Origin of the sequence: Paenimyroides tangerinum (assembly GCF_003865405.1) — a bacterium.
In the GTDB taxonomy this organism is placed as follows: Bacteria; Bacteroidota; Bacteroidia; order Flavobacteriales; family Flavobacteriaceae; genus Flavobacterium; species Flavobacterium tangerinum.
Map to the genome: position 1 here is coordinate 1 of NZ_RQVQ01000005.1, position 16677 is coordinate 16677.

General features: G+C 34.0%; 15 protein-coding genes. 3 read left to right on the forward strand and 12 right to left on the reverse strand.

Annotated elements, in window-relative coordinates; translation table 11 throughout:
• On the forward strand, nt 1-905 hold a 905-nt coding region (locus tag EG240_RS16430; RefSeq protein WP_158611975.1), incomplete at its 5' end, for a hypothetical protein.
• A 37-nt stretch (nt 906-942) separates the two neighbouring features.
• On the opposite strand, the gene EG240_RS02775 is transcribed toward EG240_RS16430, so the two are convergent.
• Entirely contained in the window at nt 943-2100 is a 1158-nt protein-coding gene (locus tag EG240_RS02775) for an MFS transporter (RefSeq protein ID WP_125017189.1), read from the reverse strand.
• A 94-nt stretch (nt 2101-2194) separates the two neighbouring features.
• Between EG240_RS02775 and EG240_RS02780 the strand changes: the two genes are divergently transcribed.
• Nucleotides 2195-3715 (forward strand): SulP family inorganic anion transporter, encoded by a 1521-nt coding sequence (locus EG240_RS02780; protein ID WP_125017191.1) that lies wholly within the window; start codon nt 2195-2197, stop codon nt 3713-3715.
• 40 nt (nt 3716-3755) lie between these two features.
• Here the strand turns inward: EG240_RS02780 and EG240_RS02785 are convergent, their stop codons facing one another.
• Nucleotides 3756-4820, reverse strand: coding sequence for an NADH:flavin oxidoreductase/NADH oxidase (locus EG240_RS02785; RefSeq protein ID WP_125017193.1), 1065 nt, complete (start codon nt 4818-4820; stop codon nt 3756-3758).
• A gap of 77 nt (nt 4821-4897) precedes the next feature.
• Between EG240_RS02785 and EG240_RS02790 the strand changes: the two genes are divergently transcribed.
• On the forward strand, nt 4898-5767 hold the full coding sequence (locus EG240_RS02790; RefSeq protein WP_125017194.1) for a mechanosensitive ion channel family protein: 870 nt from the start codon (nt 4898-4900) through the stop codon (nt 5765-5767).
• Between the two features lie 36 nt (nt 5768-5803).
• Here EG240_RS02790 and EG240_RS02795 read toward each other — a convergent pair whose 3' ends face one another.
• From EG240_RS02795 to nuoF, 10 genes are all read right to left on the reverse strand, one after another.
• Complete coding sequence (locus EG240_RS02795; protein ID WP_125017196.1) at nt 5804-6988, reverse strand: oxygenase MpaB family protein; 1185 nt, start codon at nt 6986-6988, stop codon at nt 5804-5806.
• 92 nt (nt 6989-7080) lie between these two features.
• A complete protein-coding gene (locus tag EG240_RS02800; RefSeq protein ID WP_125017198.1) occupies nt 7081-8454 on the reverse strand; it encodes an NADH-quinone oxidoreductase subunit N in 1374 nt (457 codons plus the stop codon).
• A gap of 60 nt (nt 8455-8514) precedes the next feature.
• Nucleotides 8515-9924, reverse strand: a complete 1410-nt coding sequence (locus tag EG240_RS02805; protein ID WP_125017200.1) for a complex I subunit 4 family protein — start codon at nt 9922-9924, stop codon at nt 8515-8517.
• Nucleotides 9925-9934: 10 nt separating this feature from the next.
• Nucleotides 9935-11827, reverse strand: a complete 1893-nt coding sequence (nuoL, locus tag EG240_RS02810; protein ID WP_125017201.1) for an NADH-quinone oxidoreductase subunit L — start codon at nt 11825-11827, stop codon at nt 9935-9937.
• 5 nt (nt 11828-11832) lie between these two features.
• The gene (nuoK, locus tag EG240_RS02815; protein ID WP_125017203.1) at nt 11833-12153 is read right to left on the reverse strand and encodes an NADH-quinone oxidoreductase subunit NuoK; all 321 of its coding nucleotides are present in this window, start codon (nt 12151-12153) and stop codon (nt 11833-11835) included.
• A 2-nt stretch (nt 12154-12155) separates the two neighbouring features.
• Nucleotides 12156-12662, reverse strand: coding sequence for an NADH-quinone oxidoreductase subunit J family protein (locus tag EG240_RS02820; RefSeq protein WP_125017205.1), 507 nt, complete (start codon nt 12660-12662; stop codon nt 12156-12158).
• A gap of 2 nt (nt 12663-12664) precedes the next feature.
• The gene (locus tag EG240_RS02825; RefSeq protein ID WP_125017207.1) at nt 12665-13207 is read right to left on the reverse strand and encodes a NuoI/complex I 23 kDa subunit family protein; all 543 of its coding nucleotides are present in this window, start codon (nt 13205-13207) and stop codon (nt 12665-12667) included.
• A 10-nt stretch (nt 13208-13217) separates the two neighbouring features.
• Nucleotides 13218-14249 (reverse strand): NADH-quinone oxidoreductase subunit NuoH, encoded by a 1032-nt coding sequence (gene nuoH / locus EG240_RS02830; protein WP_125017209.1) that lies wholly within the window; start codon nt 14247-14249, stop codon nt 13218-13220.
• Between the two features lie 3 nt (nt 14250-14252).
• On the reverse strand, nt 14253-15278 hold the full coding sequence (locus EG240_RS02835; RefSeq protein ID WP_125017211.1) for a 2Fe-2S iron-sulfur cluster-binding protein: 1026 nt from the start codon (nt 15276-15278) through the stop codon (nt 14253-14255).
• A 34-nt stretch (nt 15279-15312) separates the two neighbouring features.
• The gene (gene nuoF / locus EG240_RS02840; protein ID WP_125017213.1) at nt 15313-16677 is read right to left on the reverse strand and encodes an NADH-quinone oxidoreductase subunit NuoF; all 1365 of its coding nucleotides are present in this window, start codon (nt 16675-16677) and stop codon (nt 15313-15315) included.

The following is a 16677-nucleotide window of genomic DNA, read 5'->3' on the forward strand; positions in this document are numbered from 1 at the left end:
ATAATGTCGTAATTGATTATGTTGGATACGTAACTTATTTAATTCCAAAAGAAGATTTAAATAATCCCAATCTTACGATTTTCTTAAAACCAAGCGATGAAAACCTGGCTGAAATGATTATTGACGCTTCACCTTTTTCTCGTAAAGAAATGATGAAATGTTTCAAAAAGTATTTTCTAGGAACAACTGCAAATGGTAAAAGTTGTAAAATCTTAAACGAGAAAGCAATCGTTTTTTATTTCGATAGAAAAACAAATACTTTATTTGCTGAATCTTCAGAACCTTTAATTATTGAAAACAAAAACTTAGATTATAAAATTCGATTTGTCTTAGAAGAGTTTCAAGCCAATTTCAATGCGCGTTCTTTGGAATTCTTTAATTACAAAGGAAGTAGTTTTTTTGGATATAGCTCTTATACCGATGTCAGTTCCAATGAAAAAAGCGTTAAGCACAAGCGAAAAAAAACGTACGAAAACGGCATTCCTTTTTTTCTAAAAGCTTTGGCTACAGATGAGCTTCAAGCTAATAATATTGTTTTTTATTTAGGTCCACTTCCAACGGATGAAAAAGAATTCTTTAAAAGCGAAGAAAATGACGAAGGTTATACAATCCAAGTTTTGAAAGTGCCAATGAAGAAAGTACCTGATGTGAGTAAACTTCCAAAAAAAGATGGACGTTTTGTTATTGTTGCAGGGCAAGAAGGACCAACAAAGGAAGTTCCTACAAACTTAAATGTGTTACAATCTAAAACAAAAAATCAATCGATAGTTCAATTGAATTCAGAACAAATTCAAATCGATAAAAATGGAAATCTTCTTTATCCAAGTCAAGTGTTTTTTGGAGGTTTTTTTGGTGATTTAAAATTAGGTGATATGCTACCAGTCGATTATGAATACATAAAATAGAGCAAAAAAATGAGGTTGTTATAACCTCATTTTTTGTTTATATTCCTTGTTTCTTTACCACCGTTCGTAAAAAGATGAATGCTAATATCGCACCTGAAAAAGCCATTCCAACACCAACTAAAACTGGGGAGTTATAAGCTAATCCTAAAGTAATTGGAATTCCTCCAAAATAAGCTCCTAACGTATTTCCTAAATTAAAACTCGCTTGACCTGCTGCAGCGGCTAAAGTTTCTGCTCCTTTTGCTGTATTGATTAACATCATTTGTAACGATGAACCAATCGTAAATGAAACCATTCCAGTTACAAATGCCATTACAAACGACATATAATAAGATTCGGCTGTGAAATAAACCACGATTAAACAAAGTGCCATTGCAGTAAACGATGCCATTGCTGCTTTGGTTGGGGAAATACTATCTGCCAATTTTCCACCAATTAAGTTTCCAAAGAACATTCCTAATCCAATTAAAAACATGATGATCGGAATTTGATTTTCTGCTAATCCTCCTACATTCGTCACCATTGGTCCGATGTATGAAATCCAAGCGAATAATCCACCTGTTCCAATTGAAATAATCGCAACTAATAGCCAAGCTTCCCAACGTTTAAAAAACGAAAGTTGTCCAATGACATCATTTGATGATGAAGATTCTGTTTTTGGAAGCCAAAAGTAAATGGCTGCAAAAGTTACCAATCCTAAAAGTGCAATTATCGCATACGTATATCTCCAAGAATAATGATGTCCGATGTAAGTTCCTAATGGAACGCCTGCTAAATTTGCTATTGTCATTCCGGTAAACATAATCGCGATAGCTTGAGCTTCTTTTCCTTTTTGAGCTAATTGAGCTGCAACGACTGAGCCAACTCCGAAAAAAGCTCCGTGCGGTAATCCCGACATAAATCGAGTTATCATTAATGTTTCTTGAGTTGGTGCAATGGCAAATAATCCATTGAAAACGAAAAACAAAACCATTAAAAATAACAATACTTTTTTAGGTGGAAATTTACCTGTAAAAAGCACTAAAATTGGCGCGCCAACAACAACACCTAAAGCATAAATCGCAATTAAATGCGCAGCTTCTGGAATCGCAATATGTAAATCTTTAGCAATGTCTTGAAGAATTCCCATCATCGTAAATTCGGTCATCCCGATGGCTAAACCACCAAAAGCTAAAGCAATTAATCCTTTGTTCATAATTTTAATTTAAGCTTGCAAAATTACCACTTTTATTTTTTGATAAAAACATAAAGTATTTCCAATAGTTTATCTTTGCTCTTTATTCTAAAATATGGATGTGTTTTCACAGGTTCAATACCTAAAAAAAATAGATTATAAAGTTGAAATTTTAGCTGGATTAACCGTTGCTATGACGATGATTCCTGAATCGTTATCTTTTGCAATATTGGCTGGATTGTCTCCTTTAGTCGGACTTTACGGTGCGGTTATTATGGGAATTGTTACCGCAATTTTTGGTGGTCGTCCAGGATTAATTTCTGGTGGAGCAGGAGCTACGATTGTTGTTTTGATTGCATTGATTAATTTACACGGAGTTGAATACTTATTTGCGACTTTGATTTTAGCTGGAATTATTCAGTTTCTAGTTGGAGCTTTAAAGTTTGGAAAATTCATTCGTTTGATTCCTCAACCTGTGATGTACGGATTTTTGAACGGTTTGGCTTGTATTATTTTTATGTCGCAAATCAATCAGTTTAAAATTCAAGGAACTGATAATTGGCTTTCGGGATTACCACTTTATACAATGATCGGATTAACAGGTTTGACTATTTTGGTGGTTTATTTCTTCCCAAAAATAACCAATAAAATTCCGGCTTCATTAATTGCGATTTTAGTTGTTTTCGCAGCTGTTTACTTTTTAAATATCGAAACAAAGACGGTTGCTGATATCGCAAATATTGAAGGAAGCTTACCTTCTTTTCATATTCCAATGGTTCCATTAACATTCGAAACTCTAGAAATTATTTTTCCTTTTGCTTTAATAATGGCAGGAGTTGGTTTGATTGAAACCTTATTGACCTTAACAATGGTTGATGAAATTACAAATTCCAAAGGAAGTTCAAACAAAGAAGCAATGGCACAAGGCGGAGCTAACATTTTAAATGGTTTCTTTGGTGGAATGGGAGGTTGTGCTATGGTTGCGCAAACGTTTGTGAATTTAAATTCGGGTTCAAGAACACGAGTTTCTGGAATTGTTGCTGCTGTGACTATAATGTTGATTATTTTAGTAGGCGCTCCGTTCATTGAACAAATTCCTATGGCAGCATTAGTTGGCGTAATGATGATGGTTTCTATTGGAACGTTTCAATGGGCTTCATTTAAAGGTTTACGAAAAATGCCATTATCAGATGTTTTAATTAGTGTTTTGGTTGCCCTAATCACCATCTTTATGCACAATTTAGCTCTGGCTGTATTGGTTGGTGTGATAATTTCAGCTTTGGTTTTTGCTTGGGAAAGTTCAAAACGAATTTTAATAAAATCAAGTTTGATTAATGAAAACACAAAAGTTTATGAAGTTTCTGGACCGATTTTCTTTGGTTCAATAAGTTCATTTAATGAAAGTTTTTCTATTCAAGATGACCCAGAAGTTGTTATAGTTGATTTTAAAAACAGTAGAATTACAGATATGAGTGCGATTGAAGCTGTCAATTTATTGACTTTAAAATACGCTAAATTAAATAAGAAAGTTATTTTAAAACATTTAAGTTCGGATTCAATTTTGTTATTGAAAAATGCAAAAGGAATCATTGAAGTTAATATTGATGAAGACCCAACTTATAAAGTAATGCCATAAATGTAAAAGGAAGTTTCAGATTTTGAAACTTCCTTTTTTATTATTCTTTTCCTCTTTCGTATTGCGATGCCCAAGGGATTTCTTCGCCTAAATCAATTGCTGCTTGATAGACAAAATGTGGATTTCTTAAAAATTCACGAGCTACAAAAATCAAATCTGCTTGGTTGTTTTGTAAAATTTCTTCAGCTTGTTTAGCTGAATCAATCAATCCTACAGCTCCAGTTGTTGCACCGGTTTCTTTTTTAACTCGTTCTGCAAATGGAACTTGATAGTTTTTTGTTACCGGGATTTCTTGATGACGAACCAAACCTCCTGTCGAAATATCCATTACTTCAACACCTTTTTCTTTTAAAATCTGACAAAGTTTAACTGTTTCAAAACACGTCCATCCGCCTTCTGCCCAGTCTGTAGCAGATAAACGAACCCAAAGGGATTGTGTGGTTATTTCGGATTTTATGGCATCAACTAATTCTAAAATAAATCGAACTCGATTTTCAAAAGAACCACCATATTCGTCTTTTCTTAAATTCGTTAATGGCGAAAAAAACTGATGTGCTAAATAACCGTGAGCTCCGTGAATTTCAATGATTTCATAACCAGCTTTAACGGCTCTTGCAGCTGCAGCTTTGAATTGATTTACTATTGTTTTAATTTCTTCGATTGATAATTCGGTAGGCGGCCAATCCGTTTCATTAAACGTAAGAACAGATGGGGCAACGGTTTGCCAACCGTTTTCTTCGTTTGGTTTAAATTGGTCGCGATTAATCCAAGGTTTGTTTGTGCTTGCTTTTCTTCCAGCGTGTGAAAGCTGAATTCCAGGAATTGTTCCTTGAGATTTTATAAATGTATTGATTTCTGAAAGTTTCACGATATGTTCATCTTTCCAAATTCCCAAATCTCCAAAAGTAATTCTTCCTTCTGGGCAAACCGCAGTTGCTTCTTGAATGATTGCAGCCGCTTTTCCGATTGCATATTGACCTAAATGTACTAAATGCCAATTTTGAGCAAATCCATCTTCGGCGGTATATTGACACATTGGAGAAACAATGATTCGGTTTTGTAATGTATGATTCTTTAGATGTAGTTTTTCAAATAATTTTGACATAATTTCTCGATTTGGTATGTAAAATTACTGATTAAAGTTGATTTGATATTTATCTTTGTATCATAATATTTTGATTTATGAAGGATTCGTTGGTTAAAGTTTTTAAAAGTTGGGAGTTTGATGCCGAAGAAATTGGTGCAAAACTGATTATTGCGTTTTTAATTTTATTATTGTTCTTTTTGATCGCAAGACTTTCACGTAAAATATTTTTAAAATTAAATTCTAATCTGTTAAGCAAACATCCCGATGTTTTAAATTTATTATCTAAAATTATATATTACATATTTTTAATTTTTGGATATTTTTTATTTCTGAAAATTGTTGGTTTAGAGCAATATTTTTCTAAAATCCTTGCGGGTGCTGGAATTGTTGGAATTATTGCAGGTTTTGCTTTAAAAGATATCGCTTCAAACGCCTTTTCTGGTTTGTTGCTTTTTATTAAGAAGCCTTTTGTAAAAGGTGATTGGGTTCAGCTTGATGGACATTATGGAAAGGTTGAATTGGTTGGCTGGTTAACCACAGCTTTATCTAACAAAACGGGGCAGGAGATTTATATTTCGAATCAGTTGATTTATAGTGGAACTTTTATGAATTATTCTAAGTACAAAAAACGTAGAATTTGTCTTCAAGCTGATGTCCAAAATTTCATTGATGTTCCTAAATTGAAGCAATTGTTGAATGATGAAACTTCAAAGTTTTCGAATCTTTTACCAAATAATTTAATCAATTTTTATGTTACGAAAATTGGAGTTGATGGTGGATTTTCCTTTGAATTGTTATATTGGATACATTTTGATGAAGGACATAATTTTAGAGATTCTATTAGTAAAGCGCTTTTAATGATTAATAATATTGGATTAAATAATTCGATTACCATTAAAAATATCACTTGGCAATCGGATGAAGAAGATGAAACGTCAGCTGAAAGATTTGGAGTTGGAAGCTAGATTTAGCGGAAAGCTGGAAATAGCTTCTAATAAAAATTACTTTTCTTTGTGGTATAAATCTCTAACTTCTAATTGTTGTTTGTAACCGCGAGCAACTATTTTTTTATATCTTTTTTCAGAGCTAAAAGCATATTTTTCAACGATTGTATTAATGCATTTGATGAATTTAACCCAATAAATAGCTTTGGTTTTTGGAATTTGTAATTCGGTACAACTTGCTGTTCCGAGCATTTCCCAATTGTAACCGAGATTGGTTTTGTAAACAAAGTTTTTTAATAAGGTCGAATTGGTAAAAGTAACATTTTTAGGTTCGGTGTACAACGAATGTGCCAAAGCTACCGAATCTGTATCGGCTCCTTTTTGAGTTTTACTCCAAAGAAACAGCGCATCAACAGCTTGTTGTTCGTTTTCGACCAAAAGATGTTCTGGAATTCCGATTAAATAACCCACGTATTTCCAAAGATGTAAGGTTCCATCGATTTCTTTTTGTGTAGGATGGAAGTTTAGTTTCTTCAATCCATCGATATATGCGATTGAAAAGCCTAAATTGGTAGCCAACATATCCCAAAGATTTAAAGGGCGTCCCCAAAGTTCGGATTCCCATTCGGGATTTTTTTCTATCATAATCCTTGAATATGAATGAATTAATCGGGTGGTGACGGCGCTAAAGAATCCTTTTTCTTTTAGTTTTAATTGATTTTTTCCCGTGACATTAACCCAGAAAACTACGGTGTCTGAAAGACGTTTAACCGCACCTTTTTTCAAAGCGCCTGTAAAAATTAAAGGTTTGTTTATAGCAGATGATTCGTAGCCGCCCATTAACGAATAATCGCGTAAGGTTGCCAAACCTGAAGTTCCGGTTCTGTTGCTGAAATCACAACCTGCATCGATCAAATCGTAATTTATCCAGCTTGGAACGGTAAAGATTTGTTTGAGAAATTTTTGTGTGTTTTCAGAATACGTTTCTTTGTTATTTGGGTAGGAAGCTATGATTTGATGTAACATCCCAATGCCTTTTGCGAAACCGTATTTTACTAAATATTCTTCTGCAATGGCATCACCTAATTCGTCAACTTCAAAATAATACTTGATGTATTTTTCTGCATCTTTGGTAGTTATATTTTTCGAAAGTTTTGAATTAAAATAAATACTTGTTTTGGGATTCCAATAACTTGAAAAGGCAGTTGAATTTTCTGAAATATGTCGGGTCGGAATAGTCATTAGAGTTTAGATTTCGATTTATAAAATTACATAAAAAAAGTCGGAACAAACGTCCGACTTTTCTTAATAAAAATATAAATCAACTAATTAACTTAGAATAAATTCAAGATTGAAGAAGGACAAAGTCCCATTGCAATGTTTAATAATATAGCTAAAACAGCAACGGTTTTATAGATCCAACTGTGATTGGTTTCTGGTAATTCAGAAATTGCTTCTTGAGAATACATTTGGTTTATTACTTTGAAATAGTAGTAAACGCTAATGATTGAGTTGATAACACCGAAGATTACCAATTCTAAATGACCGCTTTGTAAGGCTGAATCAAATAGGAAGAATTTTCCAAAGAAACCTGCAAATATTGGAATTCCAGCCATTGATAATAAAGCCATTGTTAAAACAGCTGCCATCATCGGATTTTGTTTTCCCAAACCTTTGAAATGTTTGATTTTTTCGTCTTTGTAGTTTTTACAAACGGCAATGATAATTGCAAAAGCTGCAATACTCGCAAATGAATAAGCTGCTGCGTAATAGAATAATTCTGCTGTGGCATTAGCTGTATTAAACAAAGCAATCATCATAAAACCAGCGTGAGAAATACCCGAATAGGCTAACATACGTTTGATGTTATCTTGTTTTAGAGCCATGATGTTTCCAACAAACATAGTCACGATTGCCAAACAAATTAAAAGAACGGTAAATGCTTCTGAGATATAAGATTCAAAAATCGCATGTATTTTAAATAAGGTTGCCATTGCAGCGACTTTTGCCAATGTACTCATTGAAGCCGTTGTAATGGTTGGTGAACCTTGATATACGTCTGGTGCCCAAAAATGGAAAGGGAAAGCTGCGATTTTAAATAACATTCCAATGGTTACCAAAACAACTCCTAAAGAAAGGAAGTTTGGTGTTTCTGGATTTAAAATGGCGTTTGAAATGGTGTTTAAATCAAATGATGCAGTTGCTCCGTAAATCAATGCAATTCCGAATAGGATAAATCCTGAAGCAAATGAACCAAGTAAGAAATATTTCATTCCCGCTTCGTTACTTTTAATTTTTGTTGGATTGCTTCCTGCAAGAATATAAAGCGTGATTGATAAAATTTCTAAACCGATAAAGAACATCGTTAAGTTTCCGAAAGAAATCATACATACAGCACCGATTAATAGAAATATTTTTAAGGAAATATAATCGGAAATCTTTTCGTATTGTTCTTTATAAAAATCTTGGCTCATTGCGACTAAGAAAATCGTTATGACAATGAACAAACTACTAAACATTTTGCTGAAATTGGTTTCAACAATCATATTGTTATAGTTGTCTGAAAGTATTTGAACATCACAAAATGTAATTCCAAGTGCAGCCAACAAACCTAAAATGGTTAGTGGTACTATGGTTTTACGAAGGTTTATGATTTCTAAAACCAAAATTAAAACAGCTAATCCTGCTAATGCAATTAATGTATTCATAATATTTTTGAATTAAATGAAATCGGTTGCCCGAATGCATTTTAAATGATTAGTAAGTTATTAAATAGAGAAAAATAATAAATCGGTTATTGGTTTAGGATAAATTCCGAAGAAGATAACGGCAACTGCTAAAACGAATAAAACCAAAAATTCAATACTATTTAAATCTGCAAATGTTTTTACGTTTGTTTTTCCTAAAATAGCATCTTCAAACATCTTTAACATATAATAAGCTCCGAATATAATTGTTGAACCTCCAAGGATCGCGTAAATCCAACCGATTTGAGATAAACTATATAAAAGTGTAAATTCTCCAATGAAACTAAAAGTTCCTGGTAAACCGATGGATGCGAATAAGAAGATTAAAAAGAAAGAAGTAAACTTGATTGCGTGTGCACGAATTCCTCCTAAATCTTTAATTTCATAAGTTCTGTAACGTTTGTAGATGATTTCAACTAAGAAAAACAAAGCAACAATTACAATTCCGTGTGCTAACATTTGAACCACCGCTCCTTGCATTCCGTCTTGTGTAAACGTATAAGCTCCAGCTGCAATTAAACCAACGTGAGCCATTGACGAATAAGCCAATAATCGTTTTAGGTTGGTTTCGCGTAATGCGATTAATGATGCATAGATAATTCCGATGATACATAAAACCAAAACCGTATTTAAGACGCGTTCATCTACTTGCGGTGTTAACGGAAGTTGCCAACGTAATATAGAATAAACTCCCATCTTAAGCATGATTCCAGAAAGTAACATCGTTCCGATTGCAGGAGATTTTTCGTATGTGTTTGCTTGCCAAGTATGGAATGGGAAAATAGGTAACTTAATCGCATAAGCCAAGAAGAATGCTAAGAAAATCCAAGTTTGCTCATCGGCAGTCAAGCTGATTTGTGCTAAGTTTGGTAATAAGAAACTTCCTGATTTTTGATATAAATACAAGAAAGCAATTAACATAAATAACGAACCAGCAAAGGTATAAATAAAGAATTTGATGATTGCTGCTTTACGAATTTCCCACGTATCGCTTCCCCAAAGTAAAGCAATAAAGAAAATTGGTATTAAGGCTAATTCCCAGAAAATATAATATACAAATCCGTCTTCTGCTAAGAATGTTCCGGTCATAGCAAAAGCCATGAATAAAACTAAAGCAAATAATTTATGCGGGTTTTTATAATCTTTTCCAACAGCAGTTAAAAGAATTAACGGAGTTAAGAAAGTGGTTAAGGTTACCATTAACAAACTCAATCCGTCTGCTTTTAGAGAAATCCAAATGTTTGGTTTGGTCATCCATTGCGTTTGAAAAGAAACATCGATTCCGTTTTGAAATTCGCAAATGTTGAAAGCTGTTAAACCCAAGGCAACTAAACTTGTTAGTACCGCGACGTTTAAAGCCATTTTTTTACCGGCAACAAAAGTTAATATTGCTCCGATTAATAAGGTAAGTAAGATAAAAGTTACGTTCATTTTATATAAATTATCTTGCTATGAATAAATAGTAAATCATCGTACAAACTCCGAATACAAAGGCAAATAAATACAATCCGATGTTTCCGTTTTGTAATTTTTTTCCTTGGTAAGAAACTTCGCTAGCAAATTTTGCAAAGAACAGTACGATTCCAGAAATAAGTAACTCAATCACATTTTTAAAGAATCCGCCCAACATATTTAAAGGCTGAACAATGATTGCCATATAAATTTCATCTAAATAATATTTATTAGCTAATACTTTTTGGATTCCACGAACTTGATTGTCGTTAACCGGAATTTCCTGATTTTTGATGTATTTGTTGTATGCCAATCCAATTCCGATTAAAGCACCAATTACAGCAATTCCCATTAAAATATATTCCGTTGTTCCTAAATGATGTGGATGTGAGGCAGCATTATTTACAATCACCGGAGCTAAATATTCGTTTAACCAGCTATGTCCAGGTAAAGAAATCAATCCGCCAACAGCAGCTAAAATTGCTAAAACAATCAACGGAATAGTCATTGAAGCTGGACTTTCGTGTAAATGAGCTTCTTGTTCTTTTGTACCTCTAAATTTGTTGAAGAACGTTAAATATAACAATCTAAACATATAGAAAGCGGTCATGATTGAAGCTAATGAACCAATAATATATAATGGAATATTGTTATGGAAAGCAGTCATTAAAATTTCATCTTTAGAGAAGAATCCAGATAATGGTGGAATTCCAGAAATAGCTAAAGTTGAAACTAAGAATGTAGCATAAGTGATTTTCATATATTTCTTCAAACCTCCCATGTGACGCATATCTTGTTCGCCATGAATTGCGTGAATCACAGAACCCGATCCTAAGAATAAGCAAGCTTTAAAGAATGCGTGCGTGATTACGTGGAAAACTGCAATTTCATAAGCAGCAAATCCAATTGCCATAAACATCAATCCCAATTGTGAAACGGTAGAATATGCTAAAACTTTTTTGATATCGTTTTGCATCAATCCGATAGATGCAGCCATAAAAGCTGTTATTCCTCCAATTATTGCAATAATGTTTTGAACATCTGGAGTTAAATCAAAAAGGAAGTTTAAACGCGTAATCATAAAGATTCCGGCAGTTACCATCGTGGCTGCGTGAATTAATGCCGAAACCGGTGTTGGTCCTGCCATCGCATCAGGTAACCAAGTGTATAACGGTAATTGCGCACTTTTTCCGGTTGCTCCAATAAATAATGCTAAAGTAGCAAAGCTTAATAAAACTGCGAATGAAGAAGCTGTGATTCCCATCACCGTTTGTTCTCTTAACTCAACAAAATCAATTGTTCCGAAAATGTAAATGATGATAAAAGTTCCAACTAAGAAACCTAAATCTCCTACACGGTTCATGATAAAAGCTTTTTTAGAAGCGTTGTTGTATTCGCGGTTTTGATGCCAAAATCCAATCAATAAATAAGAGCATAAACCAACGCCTTCCCAACCGATGAACATCATTAATAAGTTGCTTCCAGAAACTAAAACCATCATAAAGAAGATGAATAAGTTTAAGTAAGCAAAGAACTTATGAAAGTTTTCATCTTCTTTCATATAGCTTGTTGAATATAAATGAATCAACGAACCGATTCCGGTTACAAATAATAACCAAAGCGCTGTTAGTTGGTCGAAATAGAAAGCGAAATCTATTTTGAAATTCTTTAAAGAAAACCATTCAAAAAGATGGATTCTTATAGCTTCTCCAGTTTCTTTTATATGTAAGAATAAACAAACGCTAATGATAAAAGAAATAACGATTGTTGTTGTTCCGATGATTCCAGAAAGGGATTTTCCTAATTTTTTACCGAATAAGAAATTGATTAAAAAACCTATTAACGGAATAATCAATGCGAATAAAAGTATGTTTGTATCCATTTAAATTAGCCTTTTAAGTTTTTTAATTTATCAATATCAATTGAACCAATATGTCTGTAAATCGATACCAAAATCGCTAATCCAATAGCAACTTCTGCGGCAGCAACTGCCATAGTAAAGAATACAAAAACTTGTCCTTGAGGATCTTGATGGTAGTTTGAAAACGCAACTAAAAGTAAGTTAGCAGCGTTTAACATAATTTCAATTGACATAAACATAACGATTGCGTTACGGCGATATAAGATTCCGAAAACGCCTACACTAAATAGTAAAATAGCTAAATAGATGTAGTTTTCAATTCCGATGATTTGTAAAACGTTCTCCATAATTATGCTATTTTTTTATCTTTTTTAGAAATTAATACGGCACCAATCATAGCCATTAATAATAAAACAGCTGTCATTTCAAACGGTACAACAAATTCATTCATTAATACTTTTCCTAAAACTTGAATGCTTTGGTAATCTTGTCCAGAATTTACATAAGCATCAAAAGCTGGAGCTGTTTGTGTTAATGCAGAAACCAATACTAATCCAACTAAACAGAAAGCTATAGTCGCGACAATTTTAGTTACTAATGGTTTTGAAATTTCGTTACTGATGTTCAAATTCATTAACATGATGGTGAATAACATCAAAATCATAATTGCACCAGAATACACAATAATGTGAACCATAGCTAAGAATTGTGAGTTTAATAAAGCGTAATGTCCAGCAATACTAAAAAAACAAACGACTAACCAAATGGCACTATGAATAGGATTTTTACTTAAAATGGTAATAAAAGCACTTCCTAATGTAATTGCTGAAAGCAAATAAAATAATATCTCGATCATAATTAGGCTTGCGTTTTTTGAGTGTTCTTGATAGCCATTTCTAACGGCATTACTAATTCTTCTTTTCCGAAGATGAAGCTTTCACGAGACGTATCAGAGAAAACAATTTGTTTTGACTTAGTTAAGTAAATTGCTTGTTTAGGGCAAGCTTCTTCACATAAACCACAGAAAATACAACGCAACATATTAATCTCATAGATTTCTGCGTATTTCTCTTCTCTGTATAAATGTTTTTCGTCTGCTGTGCGTTCTGCTGCTTTCATTGTGATGGCTTCCGCCGGACACGATAATGCACAAAGTCCGCAAGCGGTACAACGCTCTCTTCCTTCGTCGTCACGCATTAACATGTGTCTACCGCGGTAAACATCGCTAAACGGACGTGTTTGTTCTGGATAACTAATCGTTACCTTTTTCTTGAACATATGTTTTAAAGTAGTCCACATTCCTTTGGCAATCGCAATTATGTAAATGCGTTCAGCAAAAGTCATTTTTTTGTTGGCTACTTGTTTTTTTCTTCCTGATAATGATACCGTTTCTATTGACATTTTCAGTAGTTTATTGGTTTAATAAAATAACAACAGCAGTAATAATGATGTTGATTATCGCTAATGGAATTAATGTTTTCCAACCTAAATTCATCAATTGGTCGTAACGGAAACGAGGGATTGTCCATCGAACCCACATATATAGGAATAAGAAAAAACAGATTTTAATAAATAAAACTCCAATTCCAATTCCGTTTGCTACGTTAGTTCCCCAGTTTTCTGCTGCCCAAGTCATACCTGGATAATTGTAAGCTCCTAAGAAAAGAACTGCAAGTAGGGTAGAAGAGATGAACATAGCCGCGTATTCTGCAAATAAGAAGAATCCCATACGCATTGATGAATATTCGGTATGATAACCTCCAATTAACTCTTGTTCACATTCTGCTAAATCGAATGGTGTACGATTGGTTTCTGCAAACGAACAAACCAAGAAGATGAAGAATGCTAATGGTTGGTAGAAAATATTCCAATGCATTTCATGCTGACTTGCTGCAATATCACGTAAGCTCATTGAACTTGACATCATAATAACTGCAATTATTGAAAGTCCCATAGCAATTTCATACGAAATCATTTGAGAAGCTACACGCATCGCACTCATTAACGAATATTTATTGTTCGATGCCCAACCACCAATCATGATTCCGTAAACACTTACAGATAACACTGCGAACACATAAAGCATTGCCACGTTTATATCTGTAGCTTGAAGTAAAACTGTTCTTCCGCCAATTTCAAGTGAATCGCCCCAAGGAATTACAGCACTTGTCATCAAGGCCATAGTCATTGAGATTGTTGGACCTAATACGAATAAAAACGTATTTGGTGTGTTTGGCATAAATTCTTCTTTAGAGAATAGTTTTAAACCATCGGCAAGTGGTTGGAAAATCCCACCTGGTCCGGCACGGTTTGGTCCGCGTCTGTCTTGAATCCAAGCTGCAATCTTACGTTCAGCTAATGTACAATACATAGCAAACAACATCGTAATTGCAAAAACAATTAAGATGATTACTCCTTTTTCTATAATAATAGCTTCTTCCATAATTTATGATTTTGGCGTATTATCAATTACAGGAACATCAACCATAGAAATTTTCTTACGGTCTTGTTCACGTCCTTTCAGAATTTGTTTTTCTGTATGAATTTGAACCGGTTCCAATTTTCTTGTATAATTATTCTGATTGATAACTGAGAATTTCTCGAATTTACGAGGTCCTTCAATAACCCAATCTTTTACGTCTTTGTGATCAAAACGACATTCGTTACAAATGAATTCTTCAACTTCATGATATTCATCTTTACGTGCTGTTACACGTTGAATCTCGTTTCCGAACATCCAAAGAGTAGTTTTTCCACAACATTTATCACAATTTCTGTGCGCTGTAAATGGTTTGTTAAACCAAACTCTTGATTTAAATCTGAATGTTTTATCGGTTAAAGCTCCAACAGGACAAACGTCAATCATATTTCCTGAATATTCGTTTTCGATTGCTGCCGAAACACAAGTAGAAATTTGTGCGTGATCACCACGACCAACAACTCCATGAACGCGTCCGTCTGTTAATTGTTCAGCTGTGTAAACACAACGGTAACAAAGAATACAACGGTTCATATGTAATTGAATGTTGTTTCCTAAATCTTCAGGTTCAAATGTTCTCTTTTCTTCGTGGAAACGAGTTAATTCTTTTCCGTGGTTGTAACTTAAATTTTGTAAATCACATTCTCCCGCTTGATCACAAACAGGGCAATCTAATGGGTGATTCATCAATAAAAATTCGGTAACAGATTTGCGAGCTTCTGTAACTCTTGGAGACGAAATACTTTTCACTTCCATTCCGTCCATAACTCCAGTTACACAAGAAGCCATAAGTTTAGGCATTGGTCTTGGATCGGCTTCACTTCCTTTCGAAACTTCAACCAAGCAACAACGACATTTTCCGCCGCTTCCTTTTAATTTTGAGTAGTAACACATTGCTGGTGGAACACTTTCGCCTCCAATCAGACGAGCTGCTTGAAGAATTGTGGTTCCTGGCTCTACGTCTATTTCTTGTCCGTCTATAGTAACTTTCATGTTATTTATAGTTTCTTGGTTTACCTTTATGAGGTTAAATTGATTGTTTTTGTAATAGATGTTTCACTTTTTCAAATGGTTCATTGGTAAAGTGATCTCTGTTTTTAATTCTTTCAGGGAAACGAATATGATATTCAAACTCATCTCTGAAGTGACGAATTGCTGCTGCGACTGGCCAAGCTGCTGCATCTCCTAATGGACAAATCGTGTTTCCTTCAATTTTACTTTGGATGTCCCATAGTAAATCGATGTCTTCTATTCGTCCTTCACCGTTTTCAATGCGCCAAAGTACTTTTTCCATCCATCCTGTTCCTTCACGACAAGGAGAACATTGTCCACAACTTTCGTGATGATAAAAACGAGAGAAATTCCAAGTGTTTCTTACAATACAAGCAGTATCGTTATAAACGATGAAACCACCCGAGCCTAAAGATGAACCTGTTGCAAAACCACCATCAGCTAATGATTCGTATGTCATTAAACGGTCTTCGCCGTTAGCTGTTTTAAAAATTAAATGTTGCGGTAATATTGGAACTGAAGAACCTCCCGGAATTAATCCTTTTAACGGACGGTCATCAATCATTCCACCACAATATTCATCTGAATTCATGAATTCTTCAACTGTCATTCCCATTTCAATTTCATAAACTCCTGGTTTTTTTACGTGACCTGAAACTGAAAATAATTTAGTTCCTGTTGAGCGTCCTAAACCTATTTTTGAATATTCTTCACCTGAATTTAATACAATCCAAGGCACTGAAGCAATTGATTCTACATTGTTTACTACGGTTGGATTTTGCCATAAACCTTTAACCGCAGGAAATGGAGGTTTAATTCTTGGATTTCCTCTTTTTCCTTCTAACGATTCAATTAAAGCAGTTTCTTCACCACAGATGTAAGCACCACCTCCACAATGAACGTGTAAGTCTAAATCGTATCCTGTACCTTTGATGTTTTTTCCTAACCAACCAGCGGCATAAGCTTCTTTAATAGCTCTTTCTAAGGTTTTGAAAACCCACATATATTCTCCACGAATATAGATATATGAAAGATTAGCACCTAAAGCGAAAGAGGATACAATCATTCCTTCGATTAATAAATGCGGAATGTATTCCATTAAATAGCGGTCTTTGAAAGTTCCAGGTTCTGATTCATCGGCATTACAAACCAAATGTCTTGGATTACCTGACTTTTTATCGATGAAACTCCACTTTAGACCAACAGGGAAACCTGCTCCACCACGACCTCTAAGTCCTGAAGTTTTAACTTCTTCAGTGATGGCATCTGGATCCATTTTTAATGCTTTTTCCACCGAAGCATAACCTCCATTTCGACGGTAAACTTCGTAGGTTTTGATACCCGGAATATTAATTTTATCTAATAATATTTTTCTTCCCAT

Bases quoted from the DNA above. Each gene is read 5' to 3' on its own strand.
- EG240_RS02775 (WP_125017189.1), bottom strand. From the start codon at position 2,100: ATGAACAAAGGATTAATTGCTTTAGCTTTTGGTGGTTTAGCCATCGGG.
- EG240_RS02780 (WP_125017191.1), top strand. From the start codon at position 2,195: ATGGATGTGTTTTCACAGGTTCAATACCTAAAAAAAATAGATTATAAA.
- EG240_RS02785 (WP_125017193.1), bottom strand. From the start codon at position 4,820: ATGTCAAAATTATTTGAAAAACTACATCTAAAGAATCATACATTACAA.
- EG240_RS02790 (WP_125017194.1), top strand. From the start codon at position 4,898: ATGAAGGATTCGTTGGTTAAAGTTTTTAAAAGTTGGGAGTTTGATGCC.
- EG240_RS02795 (WP_125017196.1), bottom strand. From the start codon at position 6,988: ATGACTATTCCGACCCGACATATTTCAGAAAATTCAACTGCCTTTTCA.
- EG240_RS02800 (WP_125017198.1), bottom strand. From the start codon at position 8,454: ATGAATACATTAATTGCATTAGCAGGATTAGCTGTTTTAATTTTGGTT.
- EG240_RS02805 (WP_125017200.1), bottom strand. From the start codon at position 9,924: ATGAACGTAACTTTTATCTTACTTACCTTATTAATCGGAGCAATATTA.
- nuoL (WP_125017201.1), bottom strand. From the start codon at position 11,827: ATGGATACAAACATACTTTTATTCGCATTGATTATTCCGTTAATAGGT.
- nuoK (WP_125017203.1), bottom strand. From the start codon at position 12,153: ATGGAGAACGTTTTACAAATCATCGGAATTGAAAACTACATCTATTTA.
- EG240_RS02820 (WP_125017205.1), bottom strand. From the start codon at position 12,662: ATGATCGAGATATTATTTTATTTGCTTTCAGCAATTACATTAGGAAGT.
- EG240_RS02825 (WP_125017207.1), bottom strand. From the start codon at position 13,207: ATGTCAATAGAAACGGTATCATTATCAGGAAGAAAAAAACAAGTAGCC.
- nuoH (WP_125017209.1), bottom strand. From the start codon at position 14,249: ATGGAAGAAGCTATTATTATAGAAAAAGGAGTAATCATCTTAATTGTT.
- EG240_RS02835 (WP_125017211.1), bottom strand. From the start codon at position 15,278: ATGAAAGTTACTATAGACGGACAAGAAATAGACGTAGAGCCAGGAACC.
- nuoF (WP_125017213.1), bottom strand. From the start codon at position 16,677: ATGGGAAGAAAAATATTATTAGATAAAATTAATATTCCGGGTATCAAA.